Source organism: Gluconobacter cerinus (genome assembly GCF_025961355.1).
Lineage (GTDB): Bacteria > Pseudomonadota > Alphaproteobacteria > Acetobacterales > Acetobacteraceae > Gluconobacter > Gluconobacter cerinus.
The window spans coordinates 2,263,758-2,280,085 of record NZ_JAOQNM010000001.1 but is presented as its reverse complement, the minus strand read 5'-3'; the positions used below and the strand labels follow the sequence as shown (position 1 = coordinate 2,280,085).

The following is a 16,328-nucleotide window of genomic DNA, read 5'->3' as shown; positions in this document are numbered from 1 at the left end:
CCCTCAATGCGTGCTGAGAGACAGAGCGAAATGCACCATCCCAGTTCCGAGGATGGATGTTGCCAGCGTCACTATCGCCGTCAGAACAGCCCGGCCACCGATCAGACGGTCCAGCTTTCCATTCACAATCCTGTTACCATTATCGACTTTGGTCTCCAGGGATTTCATCTGATCCCGCAGAGAACTGATTTCCTGTCTCATCTCCGTACGCAGTTGTTCGTACCGATCTGACAACCCCCCAGCGACTGTTTCCAGTCGAAGAACACGGTCTTCCAAAATACGGATCGTGTAAGCCCGATGCTCATTTCCCTCGGAAGACGGCGGCCTTTCAGAGATCTGTTTTTCCATGTGTTCCTCAAAAACAAAAAAAGCGCCCCGAAGGACGCTTTGTGGCATTGAGCCATAGTTATAGAAAAACCGTGCTATTCCGGCAATGGGAAATCCGTTACTTGGCCCACGGCACGGCGCAGGGCATAACAGACGTCATGACGATACCTCCGACGGAGACCCTGCTGGACCTGCGCGGTCTTGCCTGCCCCATGCCCGTTCTCAAGGCGAACCGCGCCCTGCGTGACATGGCGCCCGGAACACGCCTTCGTATTCTGGCAACGGATCGCGCTTCAGTGGCGGATTTCCAGTCTTATTGCCGCGAAACAGGCCATGCGATGGTGGCCTTCACGGAGAGCGCTGGCGTTCTTTCATTTGTCATCCGCAGGCGTGCAGAAACGCAACCCTCCTGAGGAAACTCCCCCGTTCCCAAGCACAGGGCTGGCAAAACCTGTCATCTGGCTGTAATCCCTCGCTACCTTGTTTCCCAAAGCGTGTCTTGAGGCTTTCCATGCCCGAACCCATTGATGCCATGTCTTTCGAAGATGCCCTCTCCGAGCTGGAGCGGATCGTCCGTGGCCTTGAAGGCGGACAGATGAAGCTTGAAGACGCCATTTCTGCCTATGAACGCGGTGCCGCCCTACGCAAGCACTGCGATGCAAAGCTGGGAGAGGCCGAGATGCGTGTGCGCGCCATTGTCCAGAACGATGACGGCAGCACAGGCACGGAGCCTCTTGCCGATACCGGAGAGACCGGCCGATGAGTGCCACCACGTCCACCTCCCTCAAGGAGGCTCTCGCCCACGCCTGCACGGACATCGAAGCGACAATCGACGCCCTGCTCCCGATGGTGCCGGGTGACGAATCCATTCTTCTTGAAGCCATGCGCTACGCTGCCCTCGGTGGCGGAAAGCGTCTTCGTGGCTTTCTGGCCGTAGAAGTTGCGTCTCTATTTGGTGCAGACCGCAAGGCTGCGCTGCGCGTTGCGGCGTCAGTCGAACTGCTTCACGCATATTCTCTTGTGCATGATGATCTTCCGTCCATGGATGACGATGATCTCCGCCGTGGGCGTCCCTCCACGCACCGTCAGTTTGACGAAGCCATTGCCATTCTTGCCGGCGACGCTCTTCAGACGCGGGCTTTCGAGATCCTTCTTGAGGATGAAACGTCTTCCGACGCCACCATCCGCTCCAACCTCGCACTGGCCCTAGCTCGTGCCTCAGGCGCAGCGGGAATGGTTGGTGGCCAGGTCATCGATATCCGGGGGGAAGGCCGTGCCCTCCCTCTGGATGAAGTCCGTCGCCTGCATGCCCTGAAAACAGGTGCCCTAATCCGCTATGCCGCCGAATCAGGAGCGATTCTGGCTGGTGTGACGGATGATCGCCGGGACGCCATTGTCGCCTACGGCCAGAATCTTGGAACAGCCTTTCAGGTTGCAGACGATGTTCTGGACACGACCGCAAGCGCCGAGGAACTCGGCAAAACCGCTGGCAAGGACGAAGCCAGCGGCAAATCCACTTATGTCTCCCTGCTTGGCATTGACGGAGCCCGCGCCGAGGCCCGCCGCCTGAGCGATCAGGCCCGGGAGGCCCTTTCATCTTTCGGCGCACAGGCCGCGGCCCTCAGGGCTCTTGCAGACTACGTCGTCGAGCGCAGGAACTGATTTCATGAGCAACCCGTCTTCCACGATTCCTACATACGGCCGCTATCCAGTTCTGGACCGCGTGACCCTGCCGTCAGATATGCGGAATCTTTCCGTCGATCAGCTCAAGCAGCTTGCCGACGAACTGCGCTCCGAAACGGTTGACGCCGTTTCCACAACCGGCGGTCACCTTGGCGCCTCTCTTGGCGTCGTCGAACTGACCGTTGCGCTACACGCCGTATTCAACACGCCGGATGACCGTATCATCTGGGATGTTGGCCATCAGGCTTACCCGCACAAGATCCTGACAGGCCGTCGCGATCGCATTCGCACCCTGCGTCAGCCGGAAGGCCTCTCTGGCTTCACCCGCCGTGCAGAAAGCGAATACGACCCGTTCGGTGCCGCTCATTCGTCCACATCCATTTCTGCCGGTCTTGGCATGGCTGTGGCCCATCACCTGCGCGCGGAAGAAGATCCGAGCTACCATGAGCGCAACGTGATTGCGGTCATTGGTGACGGCTCCATTTCCGCTGGCATGGCCTACGAAGCCATGAACAATGCCGCTGTTGCAGGTCCGGGCGCGAACCGCCTGATCGTGGTGCTGAACGACAATGAAATGTCGATCGCACCGCCTGTCGGTTCAATGTCGAACTACCTGTCCCGCCTGATGTCCTCGCGCCAGTTCTTCGGACTGCGGGATCTGGCCGGCAAGGTGGCCAAGCGCCTGCCGGGCAAGATCGAGCGCACGGCCAAGCGCGCCGAGGAATATGCCCGCGGCATGATCACCGGCGGCACGCTGTTTGAAGAGCTTGGTTTCTACTATGTCGGCCCGGTTGACGGCCATGACATGAACCAGCTCGTCCCCATCCTGCGCAACCTGCGCGATGCGGACGATCAAGGCCCGATCCTGCTCCATATCATCACGGAAAAAGGCCGCGGCTATAAGCCTGCCGAGGCTGCTGGCGACAAATATCACGCCGTCAGCAAATTTAATGTCGTGACAGGCGAGCAGAAGAAGGCTCCGGCTGGACCGCCGAGCTACACGTCGATTTTCAGCCGCGAACTCCTGCGTCGCGCGAAAACAGACGACAAGCTCGTAACCATCACTGCAGCCATGCCTTCCGGCACAGGTCTTACAGCTTTCGCCAAGGCCTATCCGGACCGCTTCTTTGACGTGGGTATTGCCGAACAGCACGCCGTCACTTTTGCTGCAGGTATTGCGTCCGAAGGTCTGCGTCCATTCTGCGCCATTTACTCCACGTTCCTTCAGCGCGCCTATGATCAGGTCGTGCATGATGTTGCCTTGCAGAACCTACCAGTCCGCTTCGCCATCGACCGCGCTGGCCTGGTCGGCGCTGATGGCGCGACGCATGCCGGGTCTTTCGACCTGAACTATCTGTGCTGCCTGCCAAACATGGTCGTGATGGCACCGTCGGACGAAATCGAGCTGCTGCATGCTACGGCAACGGCTTGCGAATACGACGCTGGCCCGATTGCTTTCCGTTACCCCCGTGGCAGCGGCATCGGCCTCGACCTTCCGGAAAAGGGCGAAGTGCAGGAAATCGGCAAGGGCCGCATCGTTCGCGAAGCGCGTCAGGCACCTGGCGCCCGCGCAGGTGTCGCCATCCTGTCGCTCGGTACACGTCTGCACGAATCTTTGCGCGCAGCGGACCAGCTAGCCGCTCAGGGCGTACCGGTCACGGTAGCAGACGCCCGCTTCGCCAAGCCGATCGATACGAAGCTCGTTGATGATCTGGTCAGCCAGCATGAAGTGCTCATCACCCTTGAAGAAGGTGCGATTGGCGGCTTCAGCAGCTTGGTTGTGCAGCACCTTGCAGAAACCGGTCTGCTGGATACGGTGAAATTCCGTCCACTAGCTCTCCCGGACAGGTACATCGATCATAATGCCCCTGACGTTCAGTATGACGAAGCTGGCCTGACAGCTCCGCATATCGTTCGTACGGCAGCAGCTGCACTGGGCGTCGAAGTCGTCCAGCAGTCTGCCTGAGTCATGGCCAAACGCCGCGCAGACCAGCTCCTCGTTGATCGGGGACTGGTTGACAGCCGAACTCGTGCCCAGTCCCTCATTATGGCAGGTCTTGCCTATACGGGGGATCGGCGCATCGCCAAGGCTGGAGACCAGCTTCCAGAGGATGCCCCCCTGTCCCTCAAAGGGCAGGATCATCCTTGGGTGTCTCGCGGCGGCCTAAAACTCATTCACGGCATCGAGCATTTCGGGCTAGACCCCAAAGGCCGTATTGCCATTGATATCGGTGCCTCAACGGGCGGATTTACGGATGTCCTTCTCACGCACGGCGCGACAAAAGTTTATGCCGTTGATGTCGGGCACGGTCAGCTTGCTTGGAAAATCCGCTCTGATGAACGCGTCGTGGTCATGGAAAAGACGAACGCGCGCGCGCTCACAGCGGAGCAGATTCCTGAACGCGCAGGCATCGTCGTTTGCGACGCCAGCTTTATCAGCCTTAAGACCGTACTAGCCGCCGCACTTAGGCTAACTACCCCGGATGCCTGGGCAATCGCTCTGATCAAGCCGCAATTTGAAGCCGGGCGAAACGAAGTCGGCGCAAAGGGCGTGGTACGGGATCCCGCCGTTCACGAACGCGTCTGTGCCGAAATCCAAGACTGGCTCTCGGCCATTCCAGGATGGGAAGTTCTGGGCGTTGAAGCAAGTCCCATTACCGGCCCCGAAGGCAATCGGGAGTTTCTCATTGCCGCTCGTCGTAATGGCCCGCTGGAAGATCCAGACGCAGCTTGAACGCCTCAAGACGACGTTTGAAAACATCCACCTCGCCTCGAGCATGGGCCAAAACCAATGCTCCCTGAATGCCACTGACGATTTCCTCAGCCAGATCAACAGCGTTGCTTTTCGAGCGCCCCTGCCGCTGGAGCGCCTGAGACAGACTTTCCTGCCAGCGCAGAAAATAGTTTCTAATCTGCATAGCAAACGATGTGTCTACGCTCAGGGCCAGCAACCCCATCAGACAGATTCTCTGGCCTGACCTAAAGTACTGCTCAGTACCGTCGAACATTGCTGTTAGGCCGACCTTGGGGTCTTCTTCCGTTTCCAGAGGGCTAAAAATTTCAGCATCGAACCACTGCTGGATATGCTCCAGGACTTCAGCAGCCATCTGCTTCTTCCCTTCCGGAAAGAAATTGTAGAGGCTGCCTTTTCCCAGCCCAGTCGCAGCTGTGAAGCGACTGAGAGACGCCCCTTCGTACCCATACTGACGAAATACCTCAGCGATATTTTGTAAGATGGCAGTACGGCTACGGCCGCCTGATCCCGTCATAGCCCCAAATCACTCAATCCAGGATGCTCCTCAGGTCGAACCTTACCTTCCCAGTGGAACAGGCGTTGAGCGTCCTTGATTGGCACATCATTGATGCTGGCATGCCGCTCTGCCATGAGGCCTGCCTCGTCAAAACCCCAGTTTTCATTCCCGTGCGATCGCCACCACTGGCCCTGCCCATCTCGCCACTCATAAACAAAGCGGACGGCGATCCGGTTCTCGTGAAATGCCCAAAGCTCCTTAATCAGCCGATACTCACGCTCCTTCTCCCATTTTCTCGCAAGGAATTCCTTAATTTCAGACCGCCCGTGAACAAACTGATCCCGGTTTCGCCAACGACTGTCGGCCGTATAGGCCAGCGCAACTGTCTCCGGATCTTGACGGTTCCAGGCATCTTCAGCCGCTCGAACTTTCTGAATAGCGGTGTCCCGCGTGAATGGGGGCACAGGCGAACGCGTCTGCATGTCGTACCTTTCAGAACCATAGAAGAAACCATATTTTGTACCGAACGGTACAAAGAGTCTAATCTTTCTTGCACCACCTCACTTTCCCTTGGAAATCTGCGCCCTCCCCGTGCTATGGCTCCGCCGCCATGACCGCTTTGAAACATCCCGACACCCTCCCCCGTATCAATTCCATCGCTTCAGATGATCTGAATGAAGCGGAGCGCGAACGCATTCGCGCAAAGTCCGCCCTGTTCGCCCCACCTGAGGCACGACTGGAAGACGGACGGCGTGATCTGGTCGGAATGTCACGCGAAGAACTGGCAACCCTGATGACGGAAATTGGCGAAAAGCCCTTCCGCGCAAAACAGATCTGGCACTGGATCTACCATCAGGGTGCCACCGACTTCTCGAAGATGAGCACAATCGCCAAACCCCTTCAGGCGAAACTTGCAGAGCACTTCATCGTCGGCCGCCCGACGACAACGACGGAACAGACGTCGGTGGATGCAACGCGGAAATTTCTTTTCCGCTTCCGCGACGGTCAGGAAGCTGAAACAGTTTATATTCCTGATCGTAAGGAAGACCGTGGCGCTGTCTGCATTTCGTCGCAGGTCGGATGTACGCTCTCCTGCACGTTCTGCCACACCGGGACTCAGAAGCTCGTTCGCAACCTCGGCCCAGCAGAAATTGTCGGCCAGTTCATGGCGGCACGAGACAGCTACAAGGAGTGGCCAAGCCCAAGCGCGGACATGCCACGCTTTCTCTCCACCATCGTTCTGATGGGAATGGGTGAGCCACTCTACAACTACGACAACGTCGCTAAAGCCATGCGCATCGTCATGGATGGAGAAGGCATTGCCCTCTCCAGGCGCCGCATCACGCTGTCCACGTCAGGCGTCGTGCCGATGATGGATCGCTGTGGTGAAGAACTGGGCGTAGGCCTCGCTATTTCCCTGCATGCGGTCACGAACGAACTGCGCGATCAGATTGTCCCTCTGAACCGCAAGTATCCGATCGAGGAACTGATGGCCGCCTGCAAGCGTTATCCGGCAGCGTCCAATTCCCGTCGCATCACCTTCGAATACATCATGCTGCGCGGCGTGAATGACAGCGAAGCCGATGCACGGGAACTGGTCCGTCTGATCAAGGATCTGCCGGCGAAAGTGAACCTTATTCCTTTCAATCCGTGGCCGGGATCAGAGTTCCGTCCCTCCACAAAAGAGCAGCTCGCAAAGTTTGCAAAGATCGTGATGGATGCAGGATTTGCAGCCCCGATCCGTACACCGCGTGGCCAGGACATTCTTGCAGCCTGCGGACAGCTCAAAACCGAAAGCGAGCGTCAGCGCAAAAGCGTCTGACGCCCGGTTTCCCTCACGGACGCGGGATGCTAGAAACGCCTTCCGAACGAACACCATTAAGGACCACGCAGTTATGAGCGCCCATCAGGACGTCAAGAAAGTCGTTCTCGCCTATTCCGGCGGGCTGGACACTTCGGTCATCCTTCGATGGCTCCAGAAGACCTATAACTGCGAGGTCGTGACCTTTACGGCTGACCTTGGTCAGGGCGAAGAGCTGGAGCCGGCCCGCAAGAAGGCCGAGATGTTCGGCGTGAAGGAAATCTTCGTCGAGGATCTGCGCGAGACCTTCGTGAAGGACTACGTCTTCCCGATGTTCCGCGCGAACACGGTTTATGAAGGCCAGTACCTCCTTGGTACGTCCATCGCCCGTCCGCTGATCGCCAAGCGTCAGATCGAGATCGCCGAAGCTGTTGGCGCTGATGCCGTGGCTCATGGCGCAACCGGCAAGGGCAACGATCAGGTCCGTTTCGAACTTGGCTACTATGCCCTGAAGCCGGACGTGAAAGTCATTTCCCCATGGCGCGAATGGGAACTAACATCCCGGACGAAACTGCTTGAGTTTGCAGAAGAAAACCAGATCCCCGTTACGAAGGACAAGCGCGGCGAAGCCCCGTTCTCCGTTGACGCCAACCTTCTGCACTCCTCGTCCGAAGGCAAGCTGCTCGAAGATCCGGCTGTGGCACCTGACGAAATCGTTTTCCAGCGCACCATCTCCCCAGAAGCCGCGCCGGACAAGGCTACGGAAATCAGCATCGACTTCGTGAATGGTGACCCGGTTGCCATCAACGGCGTTGCGATGACCCCGGCAACACTGCTGACACGCCTGAACGAACTAGGCCGCGACAACGGCATCGGCCGTCTGGACATCGTGGAAAACCGCTTTGTGGGTATGAAGTCCCGTGGCATTTATGAAACGCCGGGTGGCACGATCCTGCTGGCCGCTCACCGTTCCATCGAGAGCATCACGCTGGACCGCGAAGCTGCCCATCTCAAGGACAGCATCATGCCGCGCTATGCGGAGCTGATCTATAACGGTTTCTGGTTCTCCCCAGAGCGCCGGATGCTTCAGGCTCTGATTGATGCCAGCCAGCATTCCGTCAACGGCCGTGTCCGCATGAAACTCTATAAGGGCAATGTCGTTTGCGTCGGACGCGAAAGCCCGAACAGCCTGTATGATACCCGCGTCGTGACATTTGAAGATGACGAGGGCGCGTATAACCAGCAGGACGCACAGGGCTTTATCAAGCTCAACGCCCTGCGCCTGCGTCTGGGTGGTCAGATTGGCCGCCGCGGCGGCGCACTCTAAGTACAAACCAGTAGCGGGGGACCATGACCAGCCTGTTTCGCCTTACATCAGCCTTGACCCTTTGCGGCGCGCTCCTTGCAGGATGCGCCGGACACAAGGAAGACGCGCCAGAACTGACGCCCGAACAGTTCATGGCGAAGGTCCAGGCGGAACCGGGTGTCAAAACCCTCCCGGATGGCCTGAGCTACAAGGTTCTGAAGTCCGGCCCCAAAGATGGTGAAAGCCCACATCGTGGCTCCACCATCATGGTGATCTATGAAGGACGCCTGCCAGACGGCGGAATTTTTGACAGCTCTGACCAGCATGGCAGCGGTGCCTACATGGAAATGCCGCTGGATGGCTTGGTTGATGGCTGGCTCGAAGCCTTGCCGATGATGCATGTTGGCGATGAATGGATGCTCTATCTTCCAGCCAAGCTAGGCTACGGGAAGCGCTCCATGGGCATCATTCCGCCCAACAGCCCACTCATCTTCAAGCTCCAGCTTCTGGGCGTCAATAACGGACAGCAGTAAGTCCTGCTGCTTCACTTCAGCTCTGCCAGAGAGGCCTCAAGGCACCTCTGGCAGGCACCAGTGCTCATCGCACCGCGCCTCATAAAGCTCCTGATCTCCCGTTTCGAGAAGATGCCCAGTCTCATGTGTCTTGGCAGTCCACTGGGCTGGCTGATTGCAGACATGGCACCGAGCTTCCAGATGAATGATTTCATCGGCGAACTGCATGAGCCTCGATACAATTTCAAACGGCTCCTGACGATAATCGCTATCCAGGCCGCCAACCGTGACAGTTGCTCCGCGCAATCGGGCAGACTGCAACTCTGCAACGATATCTCCCTCGTAATGAGGTGAGACCATGAACTGCACTTCGTCCAGAACAATGTGTGAATAGTCCTCGGAATGAGGCGGCCAGCGCCGCACGGAACGCGCTGCGAAATGTGAGCCATCCCGACTGACCAGTTCTGCACCGTCACGCGTATCGAATCCCGGCTTCAGTGCCAGAACGCGTTCATGCGCAGACGCAGCCTTGATCAGATGCGAAGATTTTCCTGCAAACATTGGCCCCACATACAGTACCAGACGTCCCTTGCCGCTCATGCTTTCTCCTTCTGATGCGCCCATGAGCCCTATCGGGACGGTTTTGCCAAGAGCCACCCTTGCTGAACGCACCATGAAAATGCGACAAACCTTCTGTGATCAGATTAGACCCAGCAATCCGGCTTCCCCTGTTTATTGCCATTTTCATGGCAATTGTCTTTGTGGTTGGCCATGCGTGGGAAAATCGTGAACAGGCCCCTCGAGAATATTCGAACGAGTGCAGTATCTGCCATCATGGTGGCCATGGGCAGGTGCGAGCCGTTGCTCCAATATTCGGGCGGGTTGGGCATATTGCCCTGGCTCCGGAAGGCCATCGCTACATTATCCACGTGCTGCTGAATGGTCTTGACGGACCGATCACAGCGGGTGGCGCTCCTTACAACAGTTCCATGCCATCATTTCATCGCCTTTCAGATGATGAAATTGCACGGATCCTGACATTTGTTGGAGGAAAAGAAATGGCCGCAGGGGGCCCAACATTCACGGCTGCCGAGATCGCTGAAGAGCGCAAACGTCCGCTGTCACCTCAGGAAGTTCTGCTTGAACGCCAGAAACTGGAACAGCAGTCCCCTCTCCCATGAAACGGATCGCTTTTCTTGGTTGTCTCGCACTTGCCTGCTGCGGGAAGAAACCGGCTGGTCAAGCCGTTTATGGGCCCAACTGCGGTATCTGCCACCATGGCGGAAGTGGAATGCCCGGGGAAACACCGCCCCTCGTGGGCCGAGTAGATTTCATCGCCCAAACACCTGAGGGTCGCCACTATCTCGCGAATGTTCTTCTGAATGGCCTCCGTGGCCGTTTCACCACGCAGGGCTATCGCTATAACTATTCCATGCCCGCATATCGTGATCGCCTCACTGACCAGCAGATTGCTGATACTCTGAACTGGCTGATTGCACGCGGCAATATCAAGCCTTCCCCCACTATCACGCCAGCCGAGGTCGCCAGTGCACGTGCACAGCAGGGTGACCCCGCAGCGAGTTACCAAGAACGACAGCTCCTGGAGCAGAAGCAGCCGCTTCCCTGAGAGCATGACCTTTCCCCAAAGCTGAAGACAGATCCATCATGCAGCGCGTATTTTCCGGCATTCAGCCAACTGGCATTCCTCATCTGGGTAACTACCTGGGTGCACTCCGCAACTGGGCGGCCATGCAGGCAGACCATGATTGTGTCTTCTGCCTCGTGGACATGCACTCGATCACGATGCCCTGGAATCCGGAAGACCTGCGTCGTCAGACGCTGGGTTCGGCAGCCTGCCTTCTGGCAACCGGCATCGAACCGACACGCCTCTACAACCAGTCTGCCGTCAGCGCCCACGCGCGACTGGGATGGATTTTCAATTGTGTTTCCCGCCTCGGCTGGCTGAACCGGATGACACAGTTTAAAGACAAGGCTGGCAAGAACCGCGAGAACCACTCAGCGGGCCTCTATGTCTATCCGAACCTCATGGCTGCGGACATTCTGGCGTTCCACGCTACCCGCGTCCCCGTCGGTGATGATCAGAAGCAGCATATTGAGCTGGCCAATGACATCGCCCAGAAGTTCAACCATGATATGGGTACGGAGTTCTTCCCCCAGATCGAAGCGTTCATCCCGCCAGCAGCAGCCCGCGTGATGAGCCTGCGCGACGGCACGAAGAAAATGTCCAAGTCGGACCCCTCCGAACAAAGCCGCATTGTCCTGACAGATACCCCAGACGAAATCGCTCTGAAGATTCGGCGCGCCAAGACAGATTCCGACGCGCTGCCAAGCGACGTTGAGGGACTGGAAGACCGTGCAGAAGCCCGCAATCTGGTAGCTATTTACGCGGCCATGTCAGACGAAACGATATCTGACGTTCTGGCGCGTTTCGGTGGACAGGGTTTTGGCCCGTTCAAAAACGCTCTGGCCGACCTGCTCGTAGAGAAACTTGGACCAGTGGCCACCGAAACAGCCCGCCTGATGCAGAACGAAGACCACATTATCTCCGTCCTGCGCGCTGGCGCCGACCGGGCCCGTGAAATTTCCGAGCCAATCGTGCAGGAAGCAGAGCGACTGGTCGGCTTTATTCGCTGATTTTTTTCTTCTTGGACGAGCGGGACACCGGCTCGTCCAGAAGATCCATAATTTCCGCAGCAGCTGCATCCGCAGGCGTACCCACAGCGGGAGAGAGCTTTTCCAGCACCTCTTCAAATGCCATCTGCTGCTTCTTTGCTGCTGCCGGATCATCAAGCAGCTTTGAAACCATATCTGCCAGCTTCTCAGGCGTGCAGTTCTCCTGCAACATTTCCGGCACGACTTCACGTCCTGCCAGCAGATTGACCATGGCGACGTATGGCACCTTGATCATCCGACGCGCCATCATCGCAGTTAGCGGATTTACCCGATACGTCACCACCATCGGCACATTGCCCATGGCAAGCTCAAGCGTAGACGTCCCCGACTTTGTCAGAGCGCACTGAGCCGCTGCAAACGCGTCGTGCTTATCATGAATATCAGTCACAATATGCGGCTGTACGGGCCATTTACGAATAAGGTTGCGCACGATCGGCGCAATGACCGGAGCAACCGGTATCACCGGGCAGATGTCCGGATGCTTCTTGCGCAGAATGTCCAGCATCTTGCGAAAAACTGGCAACAGCTTCGGAACTTCAGAGCGCCGGCTTCCTGGCATCAAAATCAGGACGGGTGCCGTTTCAGGAATATTATGCCGCGTCCGAAAACGTGCAGCGTTTCCCTGTCTCACACCCGACTGCAACACCGGATGCCCGACAAACCGCGCTTCCAGTCCTCTTTGCGCAAACCATTCAGGCTCAAACGGTAAAAGGCAGAGCAACCGATCCCAGAGCCCAGGGAATTCCTTGACGCGATTTTCGCGCCAGGCCCAGACCTGCGGCGCAACGTAATGAACGCGCTTGAAGCCGGAATTTTCAATTTTCTGAAGAAGTCGAAGTGCAAAACCCGGGCTGTCTATTGTGACCACCAGATCAGGCTTACGAAGCTCGATATCCTGAACAGCTTCCAGAAGCCGCTGCCGCAAATGCCTGACCCGTGGCAAGACTTCCACAAGCCCCATGACAGCCAGATCACTCATCGGGAACAGGCTATGAAGCCCGAGGGCTTCCATGCGGCCACCCCCGACTCCGGCAAACACCAACGTCGGGTCCTGCGCATGAAGCGCTAGCATGAGACGTGCACCAATCACGTCTCCGCTGGCTTCCCCTGCCAGAATCCAAATCACGCGCCCATGCTGGGGCGTGGGAGCCCCCGGCTGGAAGGCCCTATTGCCCGGCTGATGCGCCAGTTCGGATTCTGGAAGAGAGTTCATCGGCGCAACGTAGCTCCTGTTGCCTTGAGAACCGCAGCTTCCACCGATTTGGAAAGCGCTTCAAGGCCGACATCCGTCAGACTTTCGGTCTGCGGCTGCAGGACAACCTCAACACCGAGAGAACGATGCCCTTCCGGCAGGCTCCCACCTTCAAAGACGTCAAAGAGGCGAACATCCTGAATCAGGTTCCGGTCGGCCATACGAACGGCCTTGAGAACAGCCTGTGCTTCAACATCCGGCCCAGCAAGGAACGCGAAGTCACGACGCACTGGCTGCAGCGCTGAGAGCGCAGGAGGCGTCTTCTTTTTGACCTTAGGCTGCGGAATGCGATCCAGATACAGCTCGAACGCCACGACAGTCCCAGTCAGACCAAGCGCGCGTGCCGTGCGAGGATGCAGTTCACCAAAGCTACCCAGAACCAGCTTAGGACCCTGCCGTACCTGACCTGACCGACCCGGATGATAAAAGCCCGGAGCATCTGCCGTGACAGACAAAGAAGCTTCCGGAACACCAAGCGCGGTCAACGCGGCCGTCAGATCGGCCTTAGCATCCCAAAGCGTTGCTTCCTGCGCAGTCTGACCGGGTTCACGTGCCGTCAATCCGCCTCGCAAGCCGGCAACACGAAGGTGCTGACCTTCGAAATCAAAACATGGACCGATTTCAAACAATGCGCCTTCGCCAGAAAGCCCCAGACCACGCGCCAGATTACGGCCGAGTGCACGCGCCAGATTGACGAGCGGCGTCGGGCGCAGCTGATCAAGATCCATGGCAATTGGGTTCAGCAAACGCTGCGTTTCGGGCACGTCACCGAACAGAACCGCGTCCTCATGAGCGACGAAAGAGAAACCAACCGTTTCCATCATCCCACGGGCTGCACAGATACGGCGCATTAGCGCTGCACGCGCCTGAAGAGGCGTGACTGCCGGAGCCGCGACCATCGCCAACTGAGGGAGTGACACAGCCGGCACTGCATCCAGCCCATAAAGGCGCAATACTTCCTCTATGAGGTCACATTCCGCTTCCGTGCGCGGAACATTCGCTGCTGCCTTTGCCGCGACGTCCTCATCAAGTGTCACGGCCTGAGCCAGAACCTGACCGGATGCAACGTCATTCCTCCAGGACGGCACTGCGAAGGTCGCCTGATCGTCTTTCCGTTCAACAACCTCGAAGCCCAGATGCTCCAGAGAACGCACAGCATCATCCGCAGGGATATTAATACCACCCAGCGTTTCCAGGCGCTCAAAACGCAGCGTAGCCGTGCGTTTCCAGTTGGGCAGTTCGCCAGCTTCCGTAATTTCGCTTGGCTCACCACCGCAAAGGTCACGGATCATGATGGTGGCTGCTTCGAGCCCAGTTCGCACCAGTGCCGGATCAACACCACGCTCAAAACGCTGACGCGCATCTGTATGGATCGCCAGACGACGGCCCGTCAGGGCAATACGAACAGCATCGAACAACGCGGATTCAACAAACACGTCCGTCGTGTTGTCATCCACACCGCTCTGCTGACCGCCCATGATGCCTGCAAGCGACTGCACACCAGCATCGTCAACAATCACCATATCGTCCGTGCCGAGGACGTATTCGTTGCCATCCAGAGCCGTGAAGGTCTCCCGTGCAGCATGCGTGACGGTCAGTGTATTTCCGGAAAGTTTCGCAACATCAAAGACATGCAGCGGACGGCCCAGATCAAACGTAAAGTAATTCGTGACGTCAACCAGTTTGGAGATCGGCTTAAGCCCAACGGCCTTCAGGCGGCGCTGTAGCCAGTCTGGGCTAGGGCCATTCTTCACACCACGAATGACGCGGCCCACGGCATAAGAGCAATCCGGATGCGCGATTTTCCAGCTGATGACGGGCTCGAAATCACCCTCAACCGCTTCTGTCAGCCATGGCTTGAGATGCCCCATGCCAGCTGCAGCCAGATCACGCGCAATCCCGCGAATGCTCAACGCATCGCCGCGGTTGGGCGTAATCGCGATTTCAATGACCGGATCATCAAGCTCGGCGTAAGTCGCATAAGCCTCGCCGATCGGAGCTGTTTCTGGCAGTTCGGCAATACCGTTGCTCTCCTCACCAAGACCCAGCTCACGCAGGGAACACAGCATACCGCCGCTTTCCTCTCCGCGAATTTTGCCCTTCTTGATGGTGATATCCAGCCCCGGAACATACGTCCCCGGAGGCGCAAAAATCACATGGAGGCCAGCCCGTGCATTCGGTGCACCGCACACGACCTGCAAATCTTCATAACCCGCACCAGCAGCGACGCGGCAAAGCTGAAGACGGTCCGCATCCGGATGGCGATGTGCTTCCAGAATTTTGGCCGTTCTAAAACCTGCCAGCTTTTCGGCTGGGTTTTCAACGCTCTCAACTTCAAGACCGATGCCGTTCAGACGGGCACAGATCTCTTCGCAAGATGCTGTAAAATCAAGATGTTCACGCAGCCAGGAGAGAGAGAACTTCATGTCACACGCCCTCCGTCAGCGTTGCGGGAGAAAAAGCAGAAAAGCCATAGTGGCGGAGCCAGCGGAGGTCGCTCTCATAGAAGGACCGAAGATCCGGGATACCGTTCTTGAGCATGGCCAGGCGCTCGACGCCCATACCGAACGCAAAGCCCTGCCATTCGGCCGGATCGAGGCCGCAATTTGCCAGCACGCGCGGGTGCACCATGCCGGACCCCAGAACCTCCAGCCAGTCGGACCCACCGCCAATCTCGCCTGTGGCTTTGGACCAGCCGATATCCACTTCCATGGAGGGCTCGGTAAACGGGAAATAAGATGCACGGAAACGCACCGGCAGATTAGGCTTGTCAAAATAGACGCGCAGGAACTCGATCAGGCAGCCCTTGAGGTGCCCAAGAGTAATATTGCGGTCAATGACCAGCCCTTCGCACTGATGGAACATCGGGGAATGGGTCGCGTCATGATCGGCACGATAGGTGCGGCCAGGAGCAATGATGCGGATAGGCGGCTTCTGCCCCAGCATCGTCCGGATCTGCACGCCAGACGTCTGGGTCCGCAGAACGCGCGGCTCGTTAGTGCCTGACTTGGGCGGCAGATAGAAAGTATCGTGTTCAGTCCGGGCCGGATGATGGTCCGGCGTATTGAGTGCCGAGAAATTATGCCACTGGCTTTCAACATCGGGCCCTTCCGCGACGGAAAAACCCATAGCGCCAAAGATGGCTGTCATTTCTTCAATGGTACGGCTGATCGGATGAATGGCGCCGGTCACCACAGAAGGGGCAGGCATCGTGATATCTACCCGTTCGGCTTTCAGGCGTTCCTGCAGCGCTTCTTCTTCGATTTCCCGACCGCGATCTTCAATCACCTTGGTCAATTCATCCCGCAGGCGGTTCAAGGCCTGCCCGCGCAGTTTGCGCTCTTCGGGATCAAGTTTGCCAAGCTGCTTCAGGAGCCCGGTCAAGGCACCGGACTTCCCCAGTGTTCCAACGCGAACGGCATCCCATTGCGCGCGGTCCTGAGCAGCGCCCAGCGCAGCAAGAGTTTCATTCTTCAGCGTGTCGAGATCGTCAGCCATACCG

18 protein-coding genes are annotated in these 16,328 nt (G+C 57.7%); 11 read left to right on the top strand and 7 right to left on the bottom strand.

All coding sequences use genetic code 11. The features are described 5' to 3' along the window. Positions 1-3 precede the first annotated feature (3 nt). Positions 4-348 carry a hypothetical protein gene (locus M2305_RS10580; RefSeq protein ID WP_211508751.1) on the bottom strand — a complete coding sequence of 115 codons (345 nt, stop codon included), beginning with the start codon at positions 346-348 and terminating at the stop codon, positions 4-6. Between the two features lie 137 nt (positions 349-485). On the opposite strand from M2305_RS10580, the gene M2305_RS10575 reads away from it, so the two are divergent. The 5 genes from M2305_RS10575 to M2305_RS10555 all read left to right on the top strand — a co-directional run bounded on the left by M2305_RS10575 (position 486) and on the right by M2305_RS10555 (position 4,744). Then, positions 486-740, top strand: a complete 255-nt coding sequence (locus tag M2305_RS10575; protein WP_046902033.1) for a sulfurtransferase TusA family protein — start codon at positions 486-488, stop codon at positions 738-740. Positions 741-838: 98 nt separating this feature from the next. Beyond that, complete coding sequence (locus tag M2305_RS10570) at positions 839-1,090, top strand: exodeoxyribonuclease VII small subunit (RefSeq protein WP_046901294.1); 252 nt, start codon at positions 839-841, stop codon at positions 1,088-1,090. Further along, positions 1,087-1,989 carry a polyprenyl synthetase family protein gene (locus tag M2305_RS10565; RefSeq protein ID WP_086633029.1) on the top strand — a complete coding sequence of 301 codons (903 nt, stop codon included), beginning with the start codon at positions 1,087-1,089 and terminating at the stop codon, positions 1,987-1,989. Before M2305_RS10570 ends, M2305_RS10565 begins: the two co-directional genes overlap by 4 nt. 4 nt (positions 1,990-1,993) lie before the next feature. Then, complete coding sequence (gene dxs / locus M2305_RS10560; RefSeq protein ID WP_046901292.1) at positions 1,994-3,976, top strand: 1-deoxy-D-xylulose-5-phosphate synthase; 1,983 nt, start codon at positions 1,994-1,996, stop codon at positions 3,974-3,976. Positions 3,977-3,979: 3 nt separating this feature from the next. Beyond that, the gene (locus tag M2305_RS10555) at positions 3,980-4,744 is read left to right on the top strand and encodes a TlyA family RNA methyltransferase (RefSeq protein WP_264649314.1); all 765 of its coding nucleotides are present in this window, start codon (positions 3,980-3,982) and stop codon (positions 4,742-4,744) included. Here the strand turns inward: M2305_RS10555 and M2305_RS10550 are convergent. Beyond that, on the bottom strand, positions 4,695-5,279 hold the full coding sequence (locus M2305_RS10550; protein ID WP_264649313.1) for a TetR/AcrR family transcriptional regulator: 585 nt from the start codon (positions 5,277-5,279) through the stop codon (positions 4,695-4,697). The genes M2305_RS10555 and M2305_RS10550 overlap by 50 nt on opposite strands. Next, on the bottom strand, positions 5,276-5,743 hold the full coding sequence (locus M2305_RS10545; protein ID WP_264649312.1) for a nuclear transport factor 2 family protein: 468 nt from the start codon (positions 5,741-5,743) through the stop codon (positions 5,276-5,278). The genes M2305_RS10550 and M2305_RS10545 overlap by 4 nt, the downstream gene beginning before the upstream one ends. 128 nt (positions 5,744-5,871) lie before the next feature. Between M2305_RS10545 and rlmN the strand changes: the two genes are divergently transcribed. The 3 genes from rlmN (at position 5,872) to M2305_RS10530 (ending at position 8,901) form a co-directional block, all read left to right on the top strand. Further along, positions 5,872-7,083, top strand: coding sequence for a 23S rRNA (adenine(2503)-C(2))-methyltransferase RlmN (rlmN, locus tag M2305_RS10540; RefSeq protein ID WP_046901288.1), 1,212 nt, complete (start codon positions 5,872-5,874; stop codon positions 7,081-7,083). 73 nt (positions 7,084-7,156) lie between these two features. Beyond that, the gene (locus M2305_RS10535) at positions 7,157-8,389 is read left to right on the top strand and encodes an argininosuccinate synthase (RefSeq protein ID WP_046901287.1); all 1,233 of its coding nucleotides are present in this window, start codon (positions 7,157-7,159) and stop codon (positions 8,387-8,389) included. Between the two features lie 23 nt (positions 8,390-8,412). Further along, the gene (locus tag M2305_RS10530) at positions 8,413-8,901 is read left to right on the top strand and encodes an FKBP-type peptidyl-prolyl cis-trans isomerase (protein ID WP_086633024.1); all 489 of its coding nucleotides are present in this window, start codon (positions 8,413-8,415) and stop codon (positions 8,899-8,901) included. A 36-nt stretch (positions 8,902-8,937) separates the two neighbouring features. On the opposite strand, the gene M2305_RS10525 is transcribed toward M2305_RS10530, so the two are convergent. Then, positions 8,938-9,480, bottom strand: a complete 543-nt coding sequence (locus tag M2305_RS10525; protein ID WP_211503855.1) for a thymidine kinase — start codon at positions 9,478-9,480, stop codon at positions 8,938-8,940. 95 nt (positions 9,481-9,575) lie between these two features. Between M2305_RS10525 and M2305_RS10520 the strand changes: the two genes are divergently transcribed. Genes M2305_RS10520 through trpS form a run of 3 tightly spaced genes read left to right on the top strand, consistent with a single transcriptional unit; the run spans position 9,576 to position 11,535 of the window. Then, positions 9,576-10,061, top strand: a complete 486-nt coding sequence (locus M2305_RS10520; protein ID WP_264649311.1) for a c-type cytochrome — start codon at positions 9,576-9,578, stop codon at positions 10,059-10,061. Beyond that, a complete protein-coding gene (locus M2305_RS10515) occupies positions 10,058-10,507 on the top strand; it encodes a c-type cytochrome (RefSeq protein WP_086633021.1) in 450 nt (149 codons plus the stop codon). The genes M2305_RS10520 and M2305_RS10515 overlap by 4 nt, the downstream gene beginning before the upstream one ends. A 38-nt stretch (positions 10,508-10,545) precedes the next feature. Further along, on the top strand, positions 10,546-11,535 hold the full coding sequence (trpS, locus tag M2305_RS10510) for a tryptophan--tRNA ligase (RefSeq protein ID WP_264649310.1): 990 nt from the start codon (positions 10,546-10,548) through the stop codon (positions 11,533-11,535). Here trpS and lpxB read toward each other — a convergent pair. The 3 genes from lpxB to pheS are packed head-to-tail and all read right to left on the bottom strand — an operon-like array spanning position 11,525 to position 16,324. Continuing rightward, positions 11,525-12,787 carry a lipid-A-disaccharide synthase gene (gene lpxB / locus M2305_RS10505; protein ID WP_264649309.1) on the bottom strand — a complete coding sequence of 421 codons (1,263 nt, stop codon included), beginning with the start codon at positions 12,785-12,787 and terminating at the stop codon, positions 11,525-11,527. The genes trpS and lpxB overlap by 11 nt on opposite strands. Continuing rightward, on the bottom strand, positions 12,784-15,252 hold the full coding sequence (gene pheT / locus M2305_RS10500) for a phenylalanine--tRNA ligase subunit beta (protein WP_264649308.1): 2,469 nt from the start codon (positions 15,250-15,252) through the stop codon (positions 12,784-12,786). The genes lpxB and pheT overlap by 4 nt, the downstream gene beginning before the upstream one ends. A 1-nt stretch (position 15,253) precedes the next feature. After that, complete coding sequence (pheS, locus tag M2305_RS10495) at positions 15,254-16,324, bottom strand: phenylalanine--tRNA ligase subunit alpha (RefSeq protein WP_099213279.1); 1,071 nt, start codon at positions 16,322-16,324, stop codon at positions 15,254-15,256. Between the last annotated feature and the right edge of the window lie 4 nt (positions 16,325-16,328).